The following is a 21,511-nucleotide window of genomic DNA, read 5'->3' on the forward strand; positions in this document are numbered from 1 at the left end:
AGTGCTCCTCGCGATCAAAGGCTGGCGGCTCCTATCGGCTGCGAATCGATGCTTCATTGCGGGTCGGATTCGCTAAATAGATAGTAAAGGGATCAAACTGGAAGCGACAGGCAAAGACTGGACAAAGTGGTCGTTCTCACCCCCGCCCTCACCCTGTGAGGAACCCCCGCCAGCGCTCCGTAGACTGTGGTCGTGAGCGACAAGGCCGACCCGAACCCGTACACCATCCGCCCCGCCGACGGCGGCACCGGCGACGCCCTGCGGGACGTCGAGATGGAACTCTCCGAGCGCTGGCCGGAGAACAAACTGGAGCCCTCGCTCGACCGCATCGAGGCGCTGATGGACATCCTGGGCCAGCCCCAGCGGTCCTTCCCCTCCATCCACATCACCGGCACCAACGGCAAGACCTCCACCGCCCGGATGATCGAGCAGCTGCTCAACGCCTTCGAGCTGCGCACCGGCCGCTACACCAGCCCGCACGTGGAGTCCGTCACCGAGCGGATCAGCCTGGACGGCGCCCCGATCAGCCCCGAGCGCTTCGTCGAGGTCTACCGCGACATCGAGCCCTACGTGCGGATGGTCGACGCGGCGCAGCCGGTGCCGATGTCCTTCTTCGAGGTGCTGACCGGCATGGCGTACGCCGCCTTCGCCGACGCGCCGGTGGACGTCGCCGTGGTCGAGGTCGGCATGGGCGGCTCCTGGGACGCCACCAACGTCATCGACGCCTCCGTCGCCGTGATCACCCCGATCGGCCTCGACCACACCGACAAGCTCGGCGAGACCACCGGCGAGATCGCCGTCGAGAAGTCCGGGATCATCAAGTCCGGCGCCGTCGCCGTCGTCGCCCAGCAGCAGCTGGACGCCGCCCAGACCATCCTGCGCCACGCCGTCGAGGTCGACGCCACCGTCGCCCGCGAGGGCATGGAGTTCGGCGTGATCCGCCGCGAACTCGCCGTCGGCGGCCAGCTGGTGACGCTGCGCGGACTCGGCGGCGAGGAGTACGAGGACGTCTTCATCCCGCTCCACGGTGAGCACCAGGCGCACAACGCGGCGCTCGCACTGGCCGCGGTCGAGGCCTTCTTCGGTGTCGGCGGCGCCCGCGGCGGGCAGCTCGACGTCGACAAGATCCGCCAGGCCTTCTCCGGCGTGTCCTCGCCGGGCCGCCTGGAGGTCGTCCGCCGTAGCCCCACGATCGTCCTGGACGCCGCGCACAACCCGCACGGCGCCCGCGCCACCGTCGCCGCGCTCACCGAGTCCTTCGGCTTCACCCGGCTCGTCGGCGTGATCGGCACCTCCGGCGACAAGGACGTGGCCGGCGTGCTGGAGGCCTTCGAGCCGATCCTGGCCGAGGTCGTCATCACCCAGAACTCCACGCACCGTGCGATGGACGTCGACGAGCTCGCCGCCCTCGCCGTCGAGGTCTTCGGCGAGGACCGCGTCCAGGTCGAGCCCCGCCTCGACGACGCCATCGCCGCCGCCGTCACCCTCGCCGAGGAGGAGGGCGACCTCGGCGGCGCCGGGGTGCTGGTCACCGGTTCGGTCATCACGGTGGGCGAGGCCCGCCTGCTGCTCGGGAGGAAGTGAACATGAGGACGCTCTGCTCCTCGACACTGATCGGCGAAGCGCTGCTGATCATGTTCGCGGCCCTGGTCGCGATGCGGCTCACCGACGTCTCCAACGGGGAGATCTGGACGGTCAGCGGCATCGCGATGGCCCTGTGCATCGTGCTCTGCGGCATGATCAACCGCCCCGGCGCGGTGCAGATCGGCTGGGCGCTGCAGATCGGCCTGATCGCCAGCGGCTTCGTCCTGCCGACCATGTTCGGCCTCGGCGTCGTCTTCGCCGGCCTGTGGTGGTGCTCGGTGCACTACGGCCGCAAGGTGGACGACTTCAAGGCCGCCCGCGCCGCCGCCATCGAGGCCGCCGCCGTACAGGCCTGAGCGGCAGGACTGGCGCACCGACACGCCGTGTACGCAAGGTAACCTCTGCCGTGTCGGCCCCCGCGTCGACCCGACTGTCTGCCGAACCGATTCCCCAGGAGACGCACCGTGTCCCAGCGCACTCTCGTCCTGCTCAAGCCCGACGCCGTCCGCCGCGGCCTGGCGGGCGAGATCATCAGCCGCATCGAGCGCAAGGCCGGCTGGAAGCTCGCCGCCGTCGAGCTGCGCACCTTCGACCGGGCGACGCTGGAGCTGCACTACGCGGAGCACGTCGGCCGCCCGTTCTACGAGCCGCTGCTGGAGTTCATGACCTCCGGCCCGTCGATCGCGCTGATCGTCGAGGGCGAGGAGGTCGTGCCCGGCATCCGCATGCTGGCCGGCGCCACCAACCCGCTGGAGGCCGGGGCCGGCACCATCCGCGGCGACTACGCGACGATCACCCGCGAGAACCTGATCCACGCCTCCGACTCCCCGGAGTCCGCCGAGCGCGAGATCAAGATCTTCTTCCCGGCGCACGCCTGAGCCGGGCCGGGCGACGCGCCCGGAGGACCTAGGGACTGCCCCGGTCGGGACCATTGGCCCGGCCGGGGCATTCTTATCGTGAAATAGGGAACTGGGGCTGCCGACACGTCGTCCCAATCCTCGGAGAAGCGATCACGCTCCGGACAATGGACGCTATGCCCCACCTCGACGTCCGTACCGCGCGGCGTGACTACGATGGACGCGACTCACGGGCCCGGTAAGGCAGCTCAGCTGGTCTCCGCCCAAGCGTGGGCGCACGCAGTCGTCCACCCACCATGAACTCCGAGCCCGGGAAGGCACCCACACCCCATGGCGAGCAACCTGTCGTTCATCGGCCGCGACTTGGCGATCGACCTCGGAACTGCCAACACGCTGGTGTACGTCAGGGGCAAGGGCATCGTCCTGAACGAGCCGTCGGTCGTCGCGGTGAACACCAACACCGGCGGCATCCTCGCCGTCGGCGCCGAGGCCAAGAAGATGATCGGCCGCACCCCCGGCAACATCGTCGCCATCCGCCCGCTCAAGGACGGCGTCATCGCCGACTTCGAGATCACCGAGCGGATGCTGCGGTACTTCATCCTCAAGATCCACCGCCGCCGCTACCTCGCCCGCCCGCGCGTCGTCGTCTGCGTGCCCTCCGGCATCACCGGCGTCGAGCGCCGCGCCGTCATCGAGGCCTCCTCGCAGGCCGGCGCCCGCCAGGTGCACATCATCGAGGAGCCCATGGCCGCCGCCATCGGCGCAGGCCTGCCCGTCCACGAGGCCACCGGCAACATGGTCGTCGACATCGGCGGCGGCACCACCGAGGTCGCGGTCATCTCCCTCGGCGGCATCGTCACCGCCCAGTCCATCCGGGTGGCCGGCGACGAACTCGACAACGCGATCGTCCAGCACATCAAGAAGGAGTACTCGCTCCTCCTCGGCGAGCGCAGCGCCGAGCAGATCAAGATGAGCATCGGCAGCGCCTTCGGCCTGGAGGGCGAGAAGGACGAGCACGCCGAGATCCGCGGCCGCGACCTCGTCAGCGGCCTGCCCAAGACCGTCGTCATCTCTGCCGCCGAGGTCCGCGAGGCCATCGACGAGCCGGTCAACTCGATCATCGACGCGGTCAAGACCACCCTCGACCAGTGCCCGCCCGAGCTGGCCGGCGACGTCATGGACCGCGGCATCGTGCTCACCGGCGGCGGCGCCCTGCTCCGCGGCCTCGACGAGCGACTGCGCCGCGAGACCGGCATGCCGATCCACATCGCCGAGAACCCGCTCGACTCCGTCGCGCTCGGCTCCGGCAAGTGCGTCGAGGAATTCGAGGCGCTCCAGCAGGTACTCGATGCTCAGCCGCGCCGTTAGCACCACGCACCACGACATCCGACACGACTGAACGGGCCGCCGCCCGGGCCCCACGGCCCCGGGCGGCCGCCAGGTACGAAGGGGCAGTACCAGCACCGTGAGGGACACACGAGAGAGCCGGCTGCTGCTCATCCTGCTGGTGGCCGTCGCCTTCGCGCTGATCACCGTCGACATCAAGGGCGGTGAGGACTCCCCGCTCGGCCCGGCCCGGCACGCGGCCGCCGGCGTCCTCGGCCCCGTCGAACGCGGCGCCGCCACCGTCGTCGACCCCGTCGCCGACACCGTCCGGGCCTTCCGGGACGCCGCCACCAACAGCGGCCGCACCGACCAGCTCGCCCGCGAGAACACCGAGCTGCGGCAGAAGCTCGCCTCCTCCGACATGGCCGCCGGGCGCACCAAACAACTCGACGACCTGCTGCGCACCGCGGGCGCCGGCGGATACACCGTCAAGGCCGCCCAGGTCATCGCGATCGGCCCGGCCCAGGGCTTCTCCTGGACCATCACCATCGACGCCGGCAGCGACGACGGCCTCACCCGCGACATGACCGTGATCAACGGTCAGGGCCTGGTCGGCCGGATCACCACCGTCGGCCCGACCACCGCCACCGTGCTGCTCGCCTCCGACCCCGGCTTCTCGGCCGGCACCCGCCTGGAGGGCACCGGCGAGATCGGCTTCGCCTCCGGCGGCGGCGACAGCCCCATGAAGGTCTCCCTGCTCAACGGCAAGGCCCAGGTCAAGCCCGGCGACCGGCTGGTCACCTTCGGCTCGCAGAGCGGCCGCCCGTTCGTGCCCGGCGTCCCCATCGGCAAGGTCACCGAGGTCCAGGCCAACGCGGGCCAGCTCACCAAGACCGTCCTGGTCGAGCCCTTCGTCCAGTTCACCCGGCTGGACCTGGTCGGTGTCGTGGTCGTACCGCCGCGCGCCGACCCGCGCGACGCCGTGCTGCCGCCGGCCCCCGCCGCGCCCGCCCCGGGCCAGGCCCCGGCCACCGCGCCCGCCGCCCCGCCCGCCAAGCCCAATGGGGGGAACTGAGCCATGCGCCTCGCCCGCATCCCCGTCTCCGTCGGCCTGATCCTCTTCGGCCTGATCCTCCAGGTCAGCGTCTTCGGCCGGCTCCAGCTCCCGGGAGCCACCCCGGACATACTGCTGCTCGTCGTGGTCGGCCTCGCCATGGTCTACGGACCCACCGGAGGCTGCCTCGTCGGCTTCGCGGGCGGCCTGCTGGCCGACCTCGCGCCGCCCTCCGACCACGCCATCGGCCGCTACGCACTGGTGCTCTGCCTGATGGGCTACGCCGCCGGACTGCTGCGCCCCGAGCACGGCCGCCAGCGCTCCGTCTCCAGCGCGCTCCTGGTGGTGGGCGCCGCCGCGGTCGCCTCCACGCTGCTGTACGCCCTGGTCGGCGCCCTGGTCGGCGACACCGCCGCCCGGCACGTCGGCCTCGGCGGCCTGGTGATCAGCGCCCTGCTGTACGACCTGCTGCTGGCGCCGTTCGTGGTGCCGATGGTGATGCTGCTCGGCCGCCGCTTCGGGCGCGACCCGGTGGCCGCCGCCGACGACGACCAGGGCGGCCCGGGCCTGGGCACGCTGGCCCGCTACCGCACCACCCGCGAGGTCTCCTCCGGCCCCTCCTACAAGAAGCGGCGCGTACCCGGCTTCGCCCGCCGCCCGTAACCGGTCCGGCCCCGACCTCCCGACCTCCCCCGCATCCTGGAGCGCACGAGACGTGAGCAACATCCCCGAGACCGGCCGCACCCGGCGGGTGACGATCCGTCTGGTGGTGCTGCAGATCCTGGTGCTGTCGCTGCTCGCCACCCTCGGTGGGCGGCTGTGGTACCTGCAGATCCGCAACGCCAAGGAGTACACCGCCAAGGCGACCGGCAACCACATCCGCGAGGTGGTCGAACCGGCCGTCCGCGGCGAGATCCTGGACGCCTCCGGGCGGGTGCTGGCCGGCAACGAGACCCGGCTGGTGGTCTCGGTCAGCCGCACCTCCCTGCTGCAGCAGAAGGACGGCGGCAAGGGGGTGCTGTCCCGGCTGGCCGAGGTCCTGGGGATGCCCGCCAAGGACGTGCAGGAGAAGGTCCGGCTCTGCGACGCCAAGACCCCGCAGCCCTGCTGGAACGGCTCGCCCTACCAGCCGATCCCGGTCACCAAGGAAGCGACCACCCAGCAGGCGATGCAGATAATGGAGCGTCGCGAGGACTTCCCCGGGATCACCGCGCAGCCCACCGCCGTGCGCCGCTACACCGGCGCCGAGGGCGCCAACATGGCCCAGGTGCTCGGCTACCTCTCGCCGGTCACCGACGAGGAGGTCAGCAAGACCGCCGACAAGAGCGGCCTGGACCGCTACCTGCCGGCCGACCAGATCGGCCGGGCCGGCCTGGAGTCGGTGTACGACCGCGACCTGCGCGGCACCGCCGGGATCACCAAGCTGGAGGTGGACAACCTCGGCCGGGTGATCGGCACCGCCGGCGCCGTCGCCCCGAAGACCGGCGACAACCTGGTCACCAGCATCGACGCCCGGGTGCAGAAGGTCGTCGAGGACAACCTGGCCCAGGCCATGTCGGACGCCCGGAACACCTTCGACAAGGTCACCAACCGCAACTACGAGGCCGACTCCGGCGCCGCCGTCGTGATGGACGTGCACACCGGCCGGATCATCGCCATGGCGAGCGCCCCGACCTACGACCCGAACCTCTGGGTGGGCGGCATCACCGGCAAGGACTACCAGTCGCTGACCAGCAAGGACTCCAACTTCCCGCTGCTGAACCGCGCCATACAGGGTCAGTCCGCCCCCGGTTCGACCTTCAAGGTCATCTCCACCACCGCCGCCGTGCAGGCCGGCTACCCGCTGGACGGCACCTACCCGTGCCCGAAGAGCATGACCATCGGCGGCCGCGAGTTCAAGAACTTCGAGAGCGAGAGCTTCGGCTCCATCACCCTGGAGAAGGCGCTCGAAGTCTCCTGCGACACCGTCTTCTACGGCCTGGCGAACGACCAGTGGCTGAAGGACGGCGGCATCAAGCCGAAGAAGGACCCGGCCGACTGGTTCTTCAAGACCGCCCACGAGTTCGGCCTCGGCGCCAAGACCGGCATCGACCTGCCGGCCGAGGTGACCGGCCGCGTCCCGGACCGGCAGTGGAAGCAGTCCTTCTTCGACAACAACAAGGACGCCTGGTGCGCCCAGGCGAAGAAGGGCGGCAACAGCTTCTCCGACCAGATCGCCAAGGAGAACTGCGTCGACGGCTACCAGATGCGCGCCGGTGACGCCGTCAACTTCGCGATCGGCCAGGGCGACACGCTCGTCACCCCGGTCCAGATGGCCCGGATCTACTCGGCGCTGGCCAACGGCGGCACGTTCTACCGGCCGACCATCGCCAAGGCGGTGATAAGCCCGGGCGGGGAGCTCGTGCGCGAGATCGCCCCGCAGGCGGACGCCAAGTTCCCCGGCGACCAGAAGCTGCTCAGCTACATCGACCAGGCCACCGCCGGCGTCATCACCAGCGGCACCGCCGCCTGGAAGTTCGCCGGGGCGGGCTGGCCGCAGGACAAGATCGCGCTGCACGCCAAGACCGGCACCGCCGAGGTCGAGGGCAAGCAGACCACCTCCTGGCTGACCACGTACAGCAAGGACTACGCGATCGTCATGACGATAAGCCAGGGCGGCACCGGCTCCGGCGGCTCCGGCGACGCCGTGCGCCGGATCTACCAGGCGCTGTACGGCGTGGACGACAAGGGCAACGTCGACAACGGCAAGGCGCTGCTGACCGCGCCGCAGGCCGAGCTGCCGAAGTTCAACCCGGACGGCACCGCGATCATCAAGCCGGCCGCCTTCACCGCCGGTACGACCCCGGCCGTCGGCGCCCCGGTCGGCCCGGTCACCGTGCCCGCCGGGGCCACCGCGCCCGCCGCGTCGGCCTCCGCGCCGGTCCCGGCCTCCGCCACGGCCTCCGCGCCGCTGCCGACGCTGCTCGACCCGGCGCAGGCCGCCCCTGCCCCGGCGGCGGCCTACCTCGACCAGGCACCGCCGACCGACCGCCCGGCGTCGTACACCGCGGCCGACGCCGCGCTCGAACCCGGCCGCGGCCCGGGAAGGGGACGGGCATGACCTCCTACGGCTCCTACCGGCAGCTGCGGCTCGCCCCGCAGCGCAACGGGGTCTCCAAGGCCCTCGCCAAGGACTCCACGCTCTGGCGGCTGGACTGGATACTGCTGCTGGCCGCGCTGGCCCTCTCGGCCGGCAGCTCGCTGCTGGTCTGGTCGGCCACCCGCGGACGCGACTCGCTCACCCACGGGGACCCGCAGTACTTCCTGTACCGGCACCTGACGAACTTCGTGGTCGGCCTGGTGCTGTGCTCCGTGGTGATAGCGATAGGGAGTCGCCGCTTCCGCACCATCGTCCCGTTCCTGTACGTCGGCGTGCTCATGCTGCTGCTGGCGACGCTCAGCCCGCTGGGCTCGACCATCAACGGCGCGCACTCGTGGATCCAGCTCGGCGGCGGCTTCTCCATCCAGCCCGCCGAGTTCGCGAAGCTCGCGATTGTCCTGGCGATGGCGGTCGTGCTGTCGGACCAGGTGGACGCGGGGGAGCGGGAGTTCCCCTCGCACCGGGCCGTGTTCCGCGGCCTGCTCTGGGCCGGGGTGCCGATGGGCATAGTGCTGCTGATGCCGGACGCCGGCTCGGTGATGGTGATGGCCGCGATCGTGCTGGGCATCCTGCTCGGCTCCGGGGCGGCGAACCGCTGGGTCCTCGGACTGCTGGTGGCGGGCGCCGCCGGGTGCGTGGCGATCTGGAAGTTCGGGCTGCTGAGCAAGTACCAGATCGACCGCTTCGCCGCCTTCGCCAACCCGCAGCTGGACCCGAACGGCGTCGGCTACAACACCGCGCAGGCCCGGATCGCGATCGGCTCGGGCGGGCTGACCGGCAAGGGCCTGTTCCACGGGACGCAGACCACCGGGCAGTTCGTGCCGGAGCAGCAGACCGACTTCGTGTTCACCGTCGCCGGTGAGGAACTGGGCTTCGTCGGCGCGCTGGCGATCATCCTGCTGGTCGGCGTGGTGCTGTGGCGGGCCTGCCGGATCGCCCGGCAGGCGACCGACCTCTACGGCACGATCGTGGCGGCGGGGATCATCGCCTGGCTGGCCTTCCAGGCCTTCGAGAACATAGGGATGTGCCTGGGCATCATGCCGGTCGCGGGCATCCCGCTGCCGTTCGTCTCGTACGGCGGGTCCTCGATGTTCGCGAACTGGATGGCCGTCGGGCTGCTCCAGGCGGTTCGCAGCCAACGGCCGATAGCGGCCTGAGCGGGTGCACGGCGGGGCCGGTCCGGGGACTCCCGGGTCGGCCCTTCGTCTTGCCCTTCGTCTGCCCGCGCGGCGCTCGGCGGCGGCCGACGGCGATCGGGGTGGCCGTGAGGGCGGCCGACGGCGGTCGGCGGCGCCTCAGGGCGTCTGGAGCAGGCAGTCGGCGGCCGTGAGGACGGCCCGCGACTGGTGCGCCAGCTGCTCCTGCACCGGCACCCAGCGGGCGCCGAAGCGGTGGCGCAGCCGGTCCAGGCTGTCGGCGACCACGGCGCGGGCACGCTCGCGGGCCGCCTCCGCGCCCGGCCCCCGGGCGTCCGCCAGCAGGCGCAGCAGGATCGACCCCGCCCGCAACGGCAGCCGGGCCGCCACCAGCCCGGCGGTCGTCACCCGCGAGCAGGAGAGCGGCTCGGGACGCCAGCGCTCCAGCCACTCCTGCGCCACCCGCGGTGCCACCGCCAGGCTGAACTCCGCGGTGCGCAGCAACGGGCCGTACGCCTCGTGGCCGTGCGCGGGGACGCGGGCGAGCAGGGCGGTGAGCTCCTCGGCGCGCGCGGTGAGGTCGCGGGCGGCGGAGGTGAGGGCCTGCGGCCCGGCCGGGTGGGGGCGGGCGTCACCGACCGCGTCCACGGCCCACATCGGGACCTCCAGGACGGCGGTGACGGCGCCGAGCCGGGCGGCGTAGGCCCAGGTGGACAGCTCGGGCTCGTCCGGCAGCGCCCGGGAGACCCCGGCGCTGTCCGGGGCCGGCATCAGGTACGTGCCGGGGGCGGGGCTGGCCCAGCCGATCGCGTCGTAGGAGTCCACGTCGAGCGGGAGGCCGGCCCGTTCGGCGGAGCGGGCGAAGCGCTCGGACAGTCCGGGCACCGGGCCGGTGAGCTGGACGAAGGCGCCGCCGAAGTCCACCCCGTGCAGCGAGCACTGCAGGAACGGGCGCAGCTCGTCGATGAGGTCGGTGAGCGCCAGGCTCTCCGGCATCGGCGGGCGGCCCGTGCCGGGGGCGGGCAGCAGCTCGGGCTGCTCCTCGAAGGCCGGGCGGAAGAAGTGCTCGTAGTGGCGGCGCATGGTGAGCGGGCCGTCCAGCCAGCCGGCGTTGAGCGCGGCGCCGTCCGGGTCGAGGCAGAGCAGCAGGTGCCAGGAGAGGCCGGGGCGGGCGGGGCGGTCCAGCAGCAGCTCGGCCAGCCGGACCGCCCCGGCGGTGCCGACCGGCTCGTTGGGGTGCGGGCCGCCGACCACGAGGACGGCGCGCGGGCCGCGGTCGACCGAGAGCAGCAGCAGCGGTCGCCCGGCCCGGGAGCGGCCCACCTCGCGCAGCCGGCAGCGGTCCGGGTGGCGCAGGGCGAGCCGCCGGGCGGCGCACTCGGCCTGGGCCGGCGTGGGGTAGCGGGCCGGCCGGGCGTCGAGGGTCCGGAGGGGGCGGATCCGCCGACCGGTGTCGGTCATGGTTCTCCTTGCGCCGGTCGCACGGCTCGCACGGCCGCCGGAGCGCGGGAACGCCGGTGCGCCGCCGCGCACGGGGTGCGGGCGGGGGACGGGGCACCGCGGGCCGGGGACGGCGGCCGGGCGGACACGGGACGGGCCTGGTGAGGGTGGACTGGGCCGTGTGCGGGGGGAGGGAGAGGGCAGCGCCGGGGGAACTCCGACGAGGGCCGAGCGTACGACCCAACTCCCTTGTCCGGAAGGGGCACAGGGGTTCTTGGCGGAGCCCTGTCAGTACCGCACGGGCCGTCCGGGCGTGTCAACGGCGGACGGCGCCGGGCGGCGGGCGCGCACTGCGCGTGCCGGGGCGGGCGCCCAAAGGCAGGGTCGCGCCGGAGCGCGGAGGGCCCGTGCTCCGGGGCAGACGGCCCGATCCCCGGATTGGGCTACCCTTGAGGGTCACCCCTCCCGTGCCGACTCGCGGCACCGAATCACGTCGTAAGGGTTCCTAGTACATGACTGTCGAATCGGTCTTCCCACGCCTGGAGGCCCTCCTCCCGCACGTCCAGAAGCCGATCCAGTACGTCGGCGGCGAGCTCAACTCGACCGTCAAGGACTGGGACGCCTGCGACGTCCGCTGGGCGCTGATGTACCCCGACGCCTACGAGGTCGGGCTGCCCAACCAGGGCGTCATGATCCTCTACGAGGTGCTGAACGAGCGCGAGGGCGTGCTCGCCGAGCGCACCTACAGCGTCTGGCCGGACCTCGAAGCGCTGATGCGCGAGCACGACGTCCCGCAGTTCACCGTGGACGCCCACCGCCCGGTGAAGGCCTTCGACGTGTTCGGCCTGTCGTTCTCCACCGAGCTCGGCTACACGAACATGCTCACCGCGCTCGACCTGGCCGGCATCCCGCTGGAGGCCAAGGACCGCACCGACGAGGACCCGATCGTCCTGGCCGGCGGCCACGCGGCCTTCAACCCGGAGCCGATCGCGGACTTCCTGGACGCGGCGGTGGTCGGTGACGGCGAGCAGGCCGTGCTCGACATCACCGAGATCATCCGCGCCTGGAAGGCCGAGGGCCGCCCGGGCGGGCGCGACGAGGTGCTGCTGCGGCTGGCCCGCACCGGCGGCGTGTACGTCCCCAGGTTCTACGACGTGGAGTACCTGGCCGACGGCCGGATCGGCCGCGTCGTGCCGAACGCCCCGGGCGTGCCGTGGCGGGTGTCCAAGCACACCGTGATGGACCTGGACGAGTGGCCGTACCCGAAGCAGCCGCTGGTCCCGCTCGCGGAGACGGTGCACGAGCGGATGTCCGTGGAGATCTTCCGCGGCTGCACCCGCGGCTGCCGCTTCTGCCAGGCCGGCATGATCACGCGCCCCGTGCGGGAGCGAAGCATCACCGGCATCGGCGAGATGGTCGAGCGCGGGCTGAAGGCGACCGGCTTCGAGGAGGTCGGCCTGCTGTCGCTGTCCAGCGCCGACCACACCGAGATCGGTGACATCGCCAAGGGCCTGGCGGACCGCTACACCGAGGACAAGATCGGCCTGTCGCTGCCGTCCACCCGCGTCGACGCCTTCAACATCGACCTCGCCAACGAGCTGTCCCGCAACGGGCGCCGCTCGGGCCTCACCTTCGCCCCCGAGGGCGGCAGCGAGCGCATGCGCAAGGTGATCAACAAGATGGTGTCGGAGGAGGACCTGATCCGCACCGTCGCCACCGCGTACGGCAACGGCTGGCGCCAGGTGAAGCTGTACTTCATGTGCGGCCTGCCGACCGAGACCGACGAGGACGTGCTCCAGATCGGCGAGATGGCGAAGAACGTCATCCAGAAGGGCCGCGAGGTCACCGGCCAGAACGACATCCGCTGCACCGTCTCTATCGGCGGGTTCGTGCCCAAGCCGCACACCCCGTTCCAGTGGGCCCCGCAGCTGTCCGCCGAGGCCACCGACGCCCGTCTGGCCAAGCTGCGCGACTCGATCCGCGGCGACCGCAAGTACGGCAAGAACATCGGCTACCGCTACCACGACGGCAAGCCGGGCATCATCGAGGGCCTGCTCTCCCGCGGTGACCGCCGGGTCGGCGCGGTCATCCGCGCGGTCTACGACGACGGCGGCCGCTTCGACGGCTGGCGCGAGTACTTCTCGTACGACCGGTGGATGGCGTGCGCCGAGAAGGGCCTGGCCGGCACCGGCGTCGACGTCGACTGGTACACCACCCGCGAGCGCACCTACGAGGAGGTGCTGCCCTGGGACCACCTGGACAGCGGCCTCGACAAGGACTGGCTCTGGGAGGACTGGCAGGACGCCCTGGAGGAGGTCGAGGTCGACGACTGCCGCTGGACGCCGTGCTTCGACTGCGGCGTGTGCCCCCAGATGGACACCCACATCCAGATCGGCCCCACCGGCAAGAAGATGCTGCCGCTGACGGTCGTCAACAAGTAGCCGTCGGTCGGCGGCGGCGACGTCGGCGAGTGACGGTCCCCACACCCCGGGCCCCCGGTCGGAACCTTCCGGCCGGGGGCCTCCGGTTCGCGGCTGACCACCGGCTGACCAGGCGCTGACCAGGGGCGGAGCGAGCGGGCCGGCGGGGCGCGTACCCTTTGAGGTGACAGAGTCCGGACAGTGGCGGGAACACGCCACGCCGGACGGGGACAACTGACTAAGGACTGAGCGACCCTGGCACGCCGTACGCCCGACGGTCCGCCGCCCGCGCCGACGGTGCAGCGGATCCGTCTCCGCTACACCAAGCGCGGCCGGCTCCGCTTCACCAGCCACCGCGACTTCCAGCGCGCCTTCGAGCGCGCCCTGCGCCGGTCCGCCGTTCCGATGGCCTACTCGGCCGGCTTCACCCCGCACCCGAAGGTCTCCTACGCCAACGCCGCCCCCACCGGGGTGGCGAGCGAGGCGGAGTACCTGGAGATCGGCCTGGCCGCCGTCCGCGACCCCGAGCAGCTTCGGGCGCAGCTGGACGAGTCGCTGCCGGCCGGCCTGGACGTGATCGACGCGGTCGAGGTGCGGACGCCGAACTTCGTGGAGCGCCTGGAGGCCTCCGAGTGGCTCGTCCGGCTCGACGGCGTAGAGCCGCAGCAGGCGGCCGACGCGGCGTCGCGCTTCCTCGCCGAGGAGCGGGTCGAGGTCGAACGCCTCACCAAGAACGGCGTGCGGGTCTTCGACGCGCGCGGTGCGGTGGCGGCGCTCGACGTCCTCCCGCCCCAGGTCGACGGCGGTGCGGACACGGCGACCGGAACCGACCGCGATGTTCGGACCGGCCGTCCCTGTGCGATACTGCGCCTGGTAGTACGACACGCCACACCCGCCGTACGACCCGACGACGTATTGTCCGGTCTCCGTGCGACGGCCGACCTGGCGCCGCCGGTCCCCGCAGAGGTGACCAGGCTGGCGCAGGGGCCGCTCGACGAGGGGACCGGCACGGTGACCGACCCGCTGGCGCTCGACCGCGCCGCGGCCCAGGCCGGCTCGGAGCCGGGCGCCGGGCCGCGCGCTACCGCGCCCGCCTAGCGGGCGGAGGCCGGGTCCAGTGCCTCACTGGGCCCGACGGTCCTCCAGGGTTCCCGCGGCTCCCCAGGGGAGCGAGCGTCGTCGCAGCACAGGCCTGCCACCCGGGGCCTGCCGGCAAGAAGGCCGGTGGGCCCGGGGCCCGGTCCGGGAGCCACCCGGGGTTGGGGGACGGCGCAGCTTGGGAAAACCTCAGAAGACTGGTCAGACCAGAAGACTTTCGACACCCCGCCGAGCGCGGGGCGCCGAGCGAGACTACGAGCCCCTGTGCGGCCTCGCGTCCGCACGGCGGCACCGTGAATGGGTCCGGCCCGAGCATCGTCGCGATGCCGGCCGCCCACCGGTGCCGCGCCGTGCCCGGATGCGGAGCCCGGGGGCCTGACGGGAGATCCACCCGCATGCTCGATAACACCGATCCGCAGCAGACTGCGGCCACGGAACACGACGAAACCGCCGCGACCGGCAGCGAGGGCGCGTCCGCCGCGCCGCCGCGCCGCCGTCGCCGCGCGGTCTCCCGCCCGGCGGGCACCCCGCAGGGCGCGGCCGCCGAGGCGGCCGAGACCGTCCTGCCGGCCGAGACGCCCGCGGCCGAGGCCGCTCCGGCGCCGGCCGCCGAGCCGGTCGCCGAGAAGCCCGCCCGAGCCCGCCGGACCCGCAAGCGCGCCGAGGCCCCGGCCGGGACGCCGGAGGCTACCCCGGCCGCGGTCACCGCGCCGGAGGCCGACCAGGCCCCCGCGGCCGAGGCCGCCGCCGAGACGCCGGCCGAGCCGGTCGCCGAGAAGCCCGCCCGGGCCCGCCGGACCCGCAAGCGCGCCGAGGCCCCGGCCGGTGCGCCCGCCGCCGAGGCGCCCGCTGCCGAAGCCCCTGCCGTACCGGCCCCGGCCGTCGAGACCCCGGCCCCCGCCGCCGCCGAGCCGGCGGCCGAGGAGGCTCCCGCCGCTCCGGCCCGCCGCCCCCGCCGCCGTCGCGTGGTCGAGGCCGCGCCGGTCGTCGAGGCCCCGGTCGAGGAGCCGGCCGCCGAGCAGCCGCAGGCCGAGGAGCCCGCTGTCGAGGAGCCGGAGGAGGAGGCCGCCGAGGCTGCCGCTCCGGTGGCCGAGCCCGCCCCCGCCCCCGCCCCCGCTCCGGCCGCCGAGGCCGAGCCGCACCACCGGGTGCGCCGTCGCGCCGTGCGCCCGGCCACCGCGGTCTTCCAGGCCCCGGTCTTCCAGGAGCCGGCCCCCTACGTCGCGCCGACCGCGCCGCAGCAGCCCGCCGCCGCCCCGGCGCCGGTCGAGGCTCCGGCTCCGGCCCCGGTCGAGGCCGAGGCCGGGCACGAGGAGGACGAGTACGAGTACAGCGGTGTCGGCCGCCGCCGCCGGGTCCGCACCCGGGTCGAGCCGGGCCGCCGCAAGGCTGCCGCCGCCAAGCAGGCTGCCGAGAAGCCCGCCGCCAAGCCCGCCGCCGCCAAGCCCGCCGCCGCCGCCAAGCCGGTCGCCGAGGCGCCGGTCGCCGCCGCTCCGGTCGAGGCCCCGGCCGTCGAGGCCCCCGCCGCCGGTCCGGAGACCGAGGGCGACTGGGAGGACGACGGCCGTCCGTCGCGCCGTCGTCGCCGGGGCGGCCGTCGCCGCCGCCGTGGCGAGGCCGAGGACTTCGAGGCCGCCGAGGCCGAGCAGCCCGTCGCCGAGGAGCCGGCCGAGGCCGACGACGAGGAGGGCGAGGAGGACGACGAGCTGGCCGCGGGCCTGTCCTCGTCCCGTCGTCGCCGTCGCCGCCGCCGTCGCAGCGGTGAGGCCGGCGCCGTCGAGGCCGCCGAGACCACCGAGGACGGCGTCCGCACCGTCGTGAAGGTGCGCGAGCCGCGCCGCCGCTCCACCGAGCCGTCGTTCGACCCGGACGAGGTGCAGTCCATCAAGGGTTCGACCCGTCTGGAGGCGAAGAAGCAGCGCCGCCGCGAGGGCCGCGAGCTGGGCCGCCGCCGGGTGCCGATCATCACCGAGGCCGAGTTCCTGGCCCGCCGCGAGTCGGTCGAGCGCGTCATGGTGGTGCGCCAGAACGGCCAGCGCACCCAGATCGGCGTCCTGGAGGACGGCGTGCTCGTCGAGCACTACGTCAACAAGGAGCAGGCCACCTCGTACGTCGGCAACGTCTACCTGGGCAAGGTCCAGAACGTGCTGCCGTCGATGGAGGCCGCCTTCGTCGACATCGGCAAGGGCCGCAACGCGGTGCTGTACGCCGGTGAGGTCAACTTCGGTGCGCTGGGCCACGGCGGCCCGCGCCGGATCGAGTCCGTGCTGAAGTCCGGCCAGTCCGTGCTGGTGCAGGTCTCCAAGGACCCGATCGGCCACAAGGGCGCCCGCCTGACCAGCCAGATCTCGCTGCCCGGCCGCTACCTGGTGTACGTGCCCGAGGGCTCGATGACCGGCATCTCGCGCAAGCTGCCGGAGAACGAGCGCGCCCGCCTGAAGCAGATCCTCAAGAAGATCGTCCCGGACGACGCGGGCGTCATCGTGCGCACCGCCGCCGAGGGCGCCTCCGAGGAGGAGCTGACCCGCGACGTCCAGCGCCTTCAGCAGCAGTGGGAGGACATCCAGAAGAAGGCCGCGACCGGCAACGCCCCGGCGCTGCTGTACGGCGAGCCGGACATGACCGTCCGGGTCGTCCGCGACATCTTCAACGAGGACTTCACCAAGGTCATCGTCTCCGGCGACGAGGCGTGGAAGACCATCCACGAGTACGTCTCCAACGTGGCCCCGGACCTCGCCGAGCGCCTCCAGCGGTGGACCTCCGAGGTGGACGTCTTCGCGACCTACCGGATCGACGAGCAGCTGATGAAGGCGCTGGACCGCAAGGTCTGGCTGCCCAGCGGCGGTTCGCTGGTGATCGACCGCACCGAGGCGATGGTCGTCATCGACGTCAACACCGGGAAGTTCGTCGGCCAGGGCGGCAACCTGGAGGAGACGGTCACCCGCAACAACATCGAGGCGGCCGAGGAGATCGTGCGCCAGCTGCGGCTGCGTGACCTCGGCGGCATCATCGTGATCGACTTCATCGACATGGTGCTGGAGTCCAACCGCGACCTGGTGCTGCGCCGTCTGCTGGAGTGCCTGGGCCGGGACCGGACCAAGCACCAGGTGGCCGAGGTCACCTCGCTGGGCCTGGTCCAGATGACCCGCAAGCGGGTCGGCCAGGGCCTGCTGGAGTCCTTCTCCGAGGCCTGCGTGCACTGCAACGGCCGCGGTGTGATCGTCCACATGGAGCAGCCGAGCGCCCACGTCCACGCCCCGTCCGCCCCGGCGGGCGAGGCCGGCAGCGGCAAGCGCCGTCGCCGGGGCAAGGGCGGTGCGGGCCACGAGGAGGCGCAGGTCGTCGAGGCCGTCGTGACCGAGTCGGTGGCCGAGATCGCCGAGCTGCCGGGCGAGCCGGTGCGCGAGGAGATCGAGGGCCAGCTGGCGCTTGAGGTCCCGGGCGCCGAGGCCGAGGTCGAGGCTCCGGCCGTCGTCGAGCCGGTCGTGGAGCAGGCCCCGCCGGCCGCTCCGGCGGGCCGTCCGCGCCGCCGCGCGGTGCGCAAGGCCACGGCTCCGGCGGGCTCGCCGGACACCGCCGAGATCGTGGTGCTGCAGGCGAAGGCCGAGGCGGCGCTGGAGGCGGCCCTGGAGGCCGCATCCCCGGCCGTCGCGGAAGCCGCCGCCGAGCCGGTCGTCGTCGCGCAGGCCACGGTCGTCGAGGCCCCGGCCGAGGAGGCCGTCGAGGCTCCCGCCGCCGAGGCACCGGTCGCGGAGGCCGCCACGGAGGAGGCCGCCGCCGAGGAGGCGCCGGCGCCGAAGAAGCGGGCCGCCCGCAAGACCGCCGCGAAGAAGACCGCCGCCAAGAAGACGACCACGGCGGCCAAGAAGACCACCGCCCGCAAGACCGCGACCAAGCGGACGAGCGCGGCGGCCAAGAAGGCCGCGGCCGCCGAGGGTGATACGGCAGCCGAGTAGTGCCCACGCCCGGGGCGGGAGCGATCCCGCCCCGGGTCGTACGGGCCGGTTTGCCCCCCGGGCGGCCGGTCCGTATTCTTGACCATCGGCGTGTCTACGCCATGCTCCCGAGCACATCACCTTCCCGAGGTCGCCGCGTCCGCGCGGAGAGCCGGGGAGAGGCTCCTGTGTCCGTACCCAGGTGGCTGGCGTCGGGGGTTCCGACCGAGCAAGGAAAGCAGGTACCGCATGTACGCGATCGTTCGCGCAGGCGGCCGCCAGCACAAGGTCGCCGTCGGCGACGTGCTGGAGATCGACCGTATCGAGGCCAAGCCGGGTGACTCGGTCGAGCTCTCGACCATCCTCGTCGTCGACGGTGACGCCGTCACCTCCGACCCGTGGGTCCTGGCCGGCGTGAAGGCTCACGCCGAGGTGGTCGACCAGACCAAGGGTGACAAGATCGTCATCCTGCGTTACAAGAACAAGACCGGCTACCGCCGTCGTCAGGGCCACCGCCAGAAGCACACCGCGGTGCGCATCACCAGCATCGACTCGGTCAGCAAGTAAGGGGATAGCGAGATATGGCACACAAGAAGGGCGCAAGCTCTACCCGTAACGGCCGTGACTCGAACGCCCAGCGCCTCGGCGTGAAGCGCTTCGGCGGCCAGGTCGTCTCGGCCGGCGAGATCCTCGTCCGCCAGCGTGGCACCCACTTCCACCCGGGTGCGGGCGTCGGTCGCGGTGGCGACGACACCCTGTTCGCGCTGACCGCCGGTGCCGTGCAGTTCGGCAACCGTCGCGGCCGCAAGGTCGTCAACATCGTGGCCGTCGAGGCCTGAGTCCCAGCGGACTCCCGAGTCGTATGACTCACAGTGAAGGGTGGGCCGGAATTCTCCGGTCCACCCTTCACGCTTTACGCAGGTAGAAGCAGACTCTCGCGCACTGGAGGCACACCCATGACCACCTTCGTGGACCGCGTCGAACTTCACGTCGCCGCGGGTAACGGGGGCCACGGCTGCGCCTCCGTGCACCGCGAGAAGTTCAAGCCGCTCGGCGGCCCGGACGGCGGCAACGGCGGTGAGGGCGGCAGCGTCATCCTCACCGTGGACTCGCAGGTCACCACCCTGCTGGAGTACCACCACTCGCCCAAGCGCAAGGCCACCAACGGCAAGCCGGGCGCCGGCGGCAACCGCACCGGCGCCGACGGCCAGGACCTCGTCCTCCTCGTGCCGGACGGCACCGTGGTGCTGGACCGCAAGGGCGAGGTGCTCGCCGACCTGGTCGGGCACGGCACCAGCTTCATCGCCGCCCAGGGCGGCCGCGGCGGCCTCGGCAACGCCGCGCTGGCCTCGGCCCGCCGCAAGGCGCCCGGCTTCGCGCTGCTCGGCGAGCCCGGCGAGGCCCGTGACATCGTCATGGAGCTCAAGTCCGTCGCCGACGTGGCCCTGGTGGGCTACCCGAGCGCCGGCAAGTCCTCGCTGATCTCGGTGCTCTCCGCCGCCAAGCCGAAGATCGCGGACTACCCGTTCACCACCCTGATCCCCAACCTGGGCGTGGTCACCGCGGGCGAGACCGTCTACACCATCGCCGACGTGCCCGGCCTGATCCCGGGCGCCAGCCAGGGCCGCGGCCTGGGCCTGGAGTTCCTGCGGCACGTCGAGCGCTGCTCGGTGCTGGTGCACGTGCTGGACTGCGCCACCCTGGAGCCCGGCCGCGACCCGCTGACCGACCTGGAGACCATCGAGGCCGAGCTCGCCGAGTACGGCGGCCTGGAGGACCGTCCGCGCCTGGTCGCGCTCAACAAGGTGGACGTGCCGGACGGCCAGGACATCGCGGACCTGACCCGCGCCTCCCTGGAGGAGCGCGGCTACCGGGTGTTCGAGGTCTCCGCCGCCTCCCGCAAGGGCCTGCGCGAGCTGAGCTTCGCGGTGGCCGGGATCGTCGCCGAGGCGCGCGCCGCCAAGCCGGCCGAGGAGTCCACCCGGATCGTGCTGCGGCCCAAGGCCGTCGACGACGCGGGCTTCACCATCACCGAGGAGGACGGCGCCTACCGCATCCGCGGCGTCAAGCCGGAGCGCTGGGTCCGCCAGACCGACTTCTCCAACGACGAGGCCGTCGGCTACCTCGCCGACCGGCTGGCCCGCCTCGGTGTCGAGGACCAGCTGTGGAAGTCCGGGGCGCACGAGGGTGACACCGTCATCATCGGCCCGGACGAGAACGCCGTCGTCTTCGACTGGGAGCCGACCATGGCCGCCGGCGCCGAGATGCTCGGCCGCCGCGGTGAGGACCACCGCTTCGAGTCGCCCCGCCCGGCGGTCGACCGCCGCCGCGAGAAGCAGAAGGGCCGGGACGCGGCGGAGGCCGAGTTCCTCGCCTTCGAGGCGCTGTCCAGCGGCCGCCAGGCCGCCATCGAGGGCGACGACGACGAGGACTGAGCCGGCTCGGACCGGCTGACGCGAACGGCCCCCGCCACCTGTCGAGGTGGCGGGGGCCGTTCCCGTGCTCAGGGCCGATGGTGCGTCACTTCGCCCAGGAGGCCTGGATCTTGTTGATGTCGGTCGCGTCCCCGTAGCCGACCAGCGCGGGGGTGGCACCCGCCGGGAAGCTGAAGATGTCGCAGCCCTTGAACTCGACGCCCTTCGTGGCACCCGAGAAGCTCGGGGTGCTGCACTTGGCGATCGGAGTGCCGGCGGAGTTGGCGAAGTTGGCCGGCTTGCCGTCCGTGGCGTAGAGCCGGAACTTGGAGTTCGGGGCGGCGAAGGTCAGCTTGGAGTCGCCGAGGTTCTTCATCGTCCAGCTGACGTAGAAGATCGAGCGGCCTTCCAGGCCGACGGTGGAGGCCTTGGCGTCCTGGAAGTCCTTGATGGAGCCCGGAACGATGCCGGTGACGTTGATCTCCAGCTTGGCGGCGGCCTTGAAGTCCTTGTCCGCGAAGTCCACGGTGGCCGGCTGGCCGAACTTCACCGCGGTGGGAGCCTGCGGCAGGCCCTGGCCGCCGCCGGCGCCGCCGCCGGTCGCGTCGGCCCCGCCGGTCGCGGCTCCGCCCGTGGCAGCACCGCCGGTGGCAGCGCCGCCCGTGGCAGCGCCGGCGGCACCGCCCGTCGGGGCGGCGGTCGAACCGCCGGTGGCGCCGCCGGTCGCGGCACCCCCGGTCGCGGCACCGCCGGTGGCGCCCGGAGCGCCCGAAGTCGGCGCCGGAGCGGCACCGGTGGAACCGCCCGACGGAGCGGCCGGGTCGGCGTTGTCCGGGCCACAGGCCGCGAGCGACAGCGCGGTGGCCGCCGCCAGGGCGGCGACGGTCAGCTTGGTGGTGTACGAACGCATGATGCGCTTTTCTCCCGGGCGCGCGACCGCGAACCGTTGCCGGCCTGCCCAGTGCGGCGCCGCCCTCTCGTGACAGCAAGGGTCGAAGACGAAATGGGTCCAGCGGGCAAGAAGCCGTCCCCCGATCTGGCTTTCGGTCAGGGACCATACCAGCCATCCGGATTGCCGGACCGGCTGTGGCAGGCCCGTGACCAGCCC

At 72.8% G+C, this 21,511-nt stretch carries 16 protein-coding genes; 14 read left to right on the top strand and 2 right to left on the bottom strand.

Annotated features, from left to right (window positions below):
• Positions 1–273 precede the first annotated feature (273 nt).
• From ACIRST_RS21085 to rodA, 8 genes are all read left to right on the top strand, one after another.
• Positions 274–1,584: a bifunctional folylpolyglutamate synthase/dihydrofolate synthase gene (locus ACIRST_RS21085; protein ID WP_402803689.1), complete on the top strand. Its 1,311-nt coding sequence runs from the start codon at positions 274–276 to the stop codon at positions 1,582–1,584.
• Positions 1,585–1,586: 2 nt separating this feature from the next.
• Entirely contained in the window at positions 1,587–1,940 is a 354-nt protein-coding gene (locus ACIRST_RS21090) for a DUF4233 domain-containing protein (RefSeq protein ID WP_402803532.1), read from the top strand.
• Positions 1,941–2,048: 108 nt separating this feature from the next.
• Entirely contained in the window at positions 2,049–2,462 is a 414-nt protein-coding gene (gene ndk / locus ACIRST_RS21095) for a nucleoside-diphosphate kinase (protein ID WP_030058261.1), read from the top strand.
• Between the two features lie 321 nt (positions 2,463–2,783).
• A complete protein-coding gene (locus ACIRST_RS21100) occupies positions 2,784–3,809 on the top strand; it encodes a rod shape-determining protein (RefSeq protein ID WP_030256393.1) in 1,026 nt (341 codons plus the stop codon).
• A 97-nt stretch (positions 3,810–3,906) separates the two neighbouring features.
• Complete coding sequence (gene mreC / locus ACIRST_RS21105; RefSeq protein ID WP_350525650.1) at positions 3,907–4,842, top strand: rod shape-determining protein MreC; 936 nt, start codon at positions 3,907–3,909, stop codon at positions 4,840–4,842.
• A 3-nt stretch (positions 4,843–4,845) separates the two neighbouring features.
• Positions 4,846–5,484 (top strand): rod shape-determining protein MreD, encoded by a 639-nt coding sequence (gene mreD / locus ACIRST_RS21110; protein WP_402803535.1) that lies wholly within the window; start codon positions 4,846–4,848, stop codon positions 5,482–5,484.
• Between the two features lie 52 nt (positions 5,485–5,536).
• A complete protein-coding gene (mrdA, locus tag ACIRST_RS21115; protein WP_402803537.1) occupies positions 5,537–7,921 on the top strand; it encodes a penicillin-binding protein 2 in 2,385 nt (794 codons plus the stop codon).
• On the top strand, positions 7,918–9,117 hold the full coding sequence (rodA, locus tag ACIRST_RS21120; RefSeq protein WP_350525647.1) for a rod shape-determining protein RodA: 1,200 nt from the start codon (positions 7,918–7,920) through the stop codon (positions 9,115–9,117). Before mrdA ends, rodA begins: the two co-directional genes overlap by 4 nt.
• A 138-nt stretch (positions 9,118–9,255) precedes the next feature.
• On the opposite strand, the gene ACIRST_RS21125 is transcribed toward rodA, so the two are convergent.
• A complete protein-coding gene (locus ACIRST_RS21125; RefSeq protein WP_350525646.1) occupies positions 9,256–10,557 on the bottom strand; it encodes a M14 family zinc carboxypeptidase in 1,302 nt (433 codons plus the stop codon).
• Between the two features lie 491 nt (positions 10,558–11,048).
• On the opposite strand from ACIRST_RS21125, the gene ACIRST_RS21130 reads away from it, so the two are divergent.
• The 6 genes from ACIRST_RS21130 (at position 11,049) to obgE (ending at position 20,424) form a co-directional block, all read left to right on the top strand.
• Positions 11,049–12,977, top strand: a complete 1,929-nt coding sequence (locus ACIRST_RS21130; RefSeq protein ID WP_396551707.1) for a TIGR03960 family B12-binding radical SAM protein — start codon at positions 11,049–11,051, stop codon at positions 12,975–12,977.
• Positions 12,978–13,253: 276 nt separating this feature from the next.
• Complete coding sequence (locus tag ACIRST_RS21135) at positions 13,254–14,054, top strand: TIGR03936 family radical SAM-associated protein (RefSeq protein ID WP_350525628.1); 801 nt, start codon at positions 13,254–13,256, stop codon at positions 14,052–14,054.
• A gap of 395 nt (positions 14,055–14,449) precedes the next feature.
• Positions 14,450–18,010, top strand: coding sequence for a ribonuclease E/G (locus ACIRST_RS21140; RefSeq protein ID WP_402803540.1), 3,561 nt, complete (start codon positions 14,450–14,452; stop codon positions 18,008–18,010).
• Positions 18,011–18,238: 228 nt separating this feature from the next.
• Positions 18,239–18,556, top strand: coding sequence for a 50S ribosomal protein L21 (gene rplU / locus ACIRST_RS21145; protein ID WP_030233759.1), 318 nt, complete (start codon positions 18,239–18,241; stop codon positions 18,554–18,556).
• Between the two features lie 14 nt (positions 18,557–18,570).
• Positions 18,571–18,828 (top strand): 50S ribosomal protein L27, encoded by a 258-nt coding sequence (gene rpmA, locus ACIRST_RS21150; protein ID WP_030058248.1) that lies wholly within the window; start codon positions 18,571–18,573, stop codon positions 18,826–18,828.
• 117 nt (positions 18,829–18,945) lie between these two features.
• A complete protein-coding gene (gene obgE / locus ACIRST_RS21155; protein WP_350525626.1) occupies positions 18,946–20,424 on the top strand; it encodes a GTPase ObgE in 1,479 nt (492 codons plus the stop codon).
• A gap of 85 nt (positions 20,425–20,509) precedes the next feature.
• On the opposite strand, the gene ACIRST_RS21160 is transcribed toward obgE, so the two are convergent.
• The gene (locus tag ACIRST_RS21160; protein WP_402803543.1) at positions 20,510–21,313 is read right to left on the bottom strand and encodes a hypothetical protein; all 804 of its coding nucleotides are present in this window, start codon (positions 21,311–21,313) and stop codon (positions 20,510–20,512) included.
• Positions 21,314–21,511 lie beyond the last annotated feature (198 nt).

It is taken from the genome of Kitasatospora sp. NPDC101447, assembly GCF_044767225.1.
GTDB lineage: Bacteria > Actinomycetota > Actinomycetes > Streptomycetales > Streptomycetaceae > Kitasatospora.

Coding starts and splice junctions, on each gene's coding strand:
- ACIRST_RS21160 (WP_402803543.1), bottom strand. CDS start 21,313: ATGCGTTCGTACACCACCAAGCTGACCGTCGCCGCCCTGGCGGCGGCC.
- obgE (WP_350525626.1), top strand. CDS start 18,946: ATGACCACCTTCGTGGACCGCGTCGAACTTCACGTCGCCGCGGGTAAC.
- rodA (WP_350525647.1), top strand. CDS start 7,918: ATGACCTCCTACGGCTCCTACCGGCAGCTGCGGCTCGCCCCGCAGCGC.
- ACIRST_RS21130 (WP_396551707.1), top strand. CDS start 11,049: ATGACTGTCGAATCGGTCTTCCCACGCCTGGAGGCCCTCCTCCCGCAC.
- ACIRST_RS21085 (WP_402803689.1), top strand. CDS start 274: ATGGAACTCTCCGAGCGCTGGCCGGAGAACAAACTGGAGCCCTCGCTC.
- mreD (WP_402803535.1), top strand. CDS start 4,846: ATGCGCCTCGCCCGCATCCCCGTCTCCGTCGGCCTGATCCTCTTCGGC.
- rplU (WP_030233759.1), top strand. CDS start 18,239: ATGTACGCGATCGTTCGCGCAGGCGGCCGCCAGCACAAGGTCGCCGTC.
- rpmA (WP_030058248.1), top strand. CDS start 18,571: ATGGCACACAAGAAGGGCGCAAGCTCTACCCGTAACGGCCGTGACTCG.
- ACIRST_RS21125 (WP_350525646.1), bottom strand. CDS start 10,557: ATGACCGACACCGGTCGGCGGATCCGCCCCCTCCGGACCCTCGACGCC.
- ACIRST_RS21140 (WP_402803540.1), top strand. CDS start 14,450: ATGCTCGATAACACCGATCCGCAGCAGACTGCGGCCACGGAACACGAC.
- ACIRST_RS21090 (WP_402803532.1), top strand. CDS start 1,587: ATGAGGACGCTCTGCTCCTCGACACTGATCGGCGAAGCGCTGCTGATC.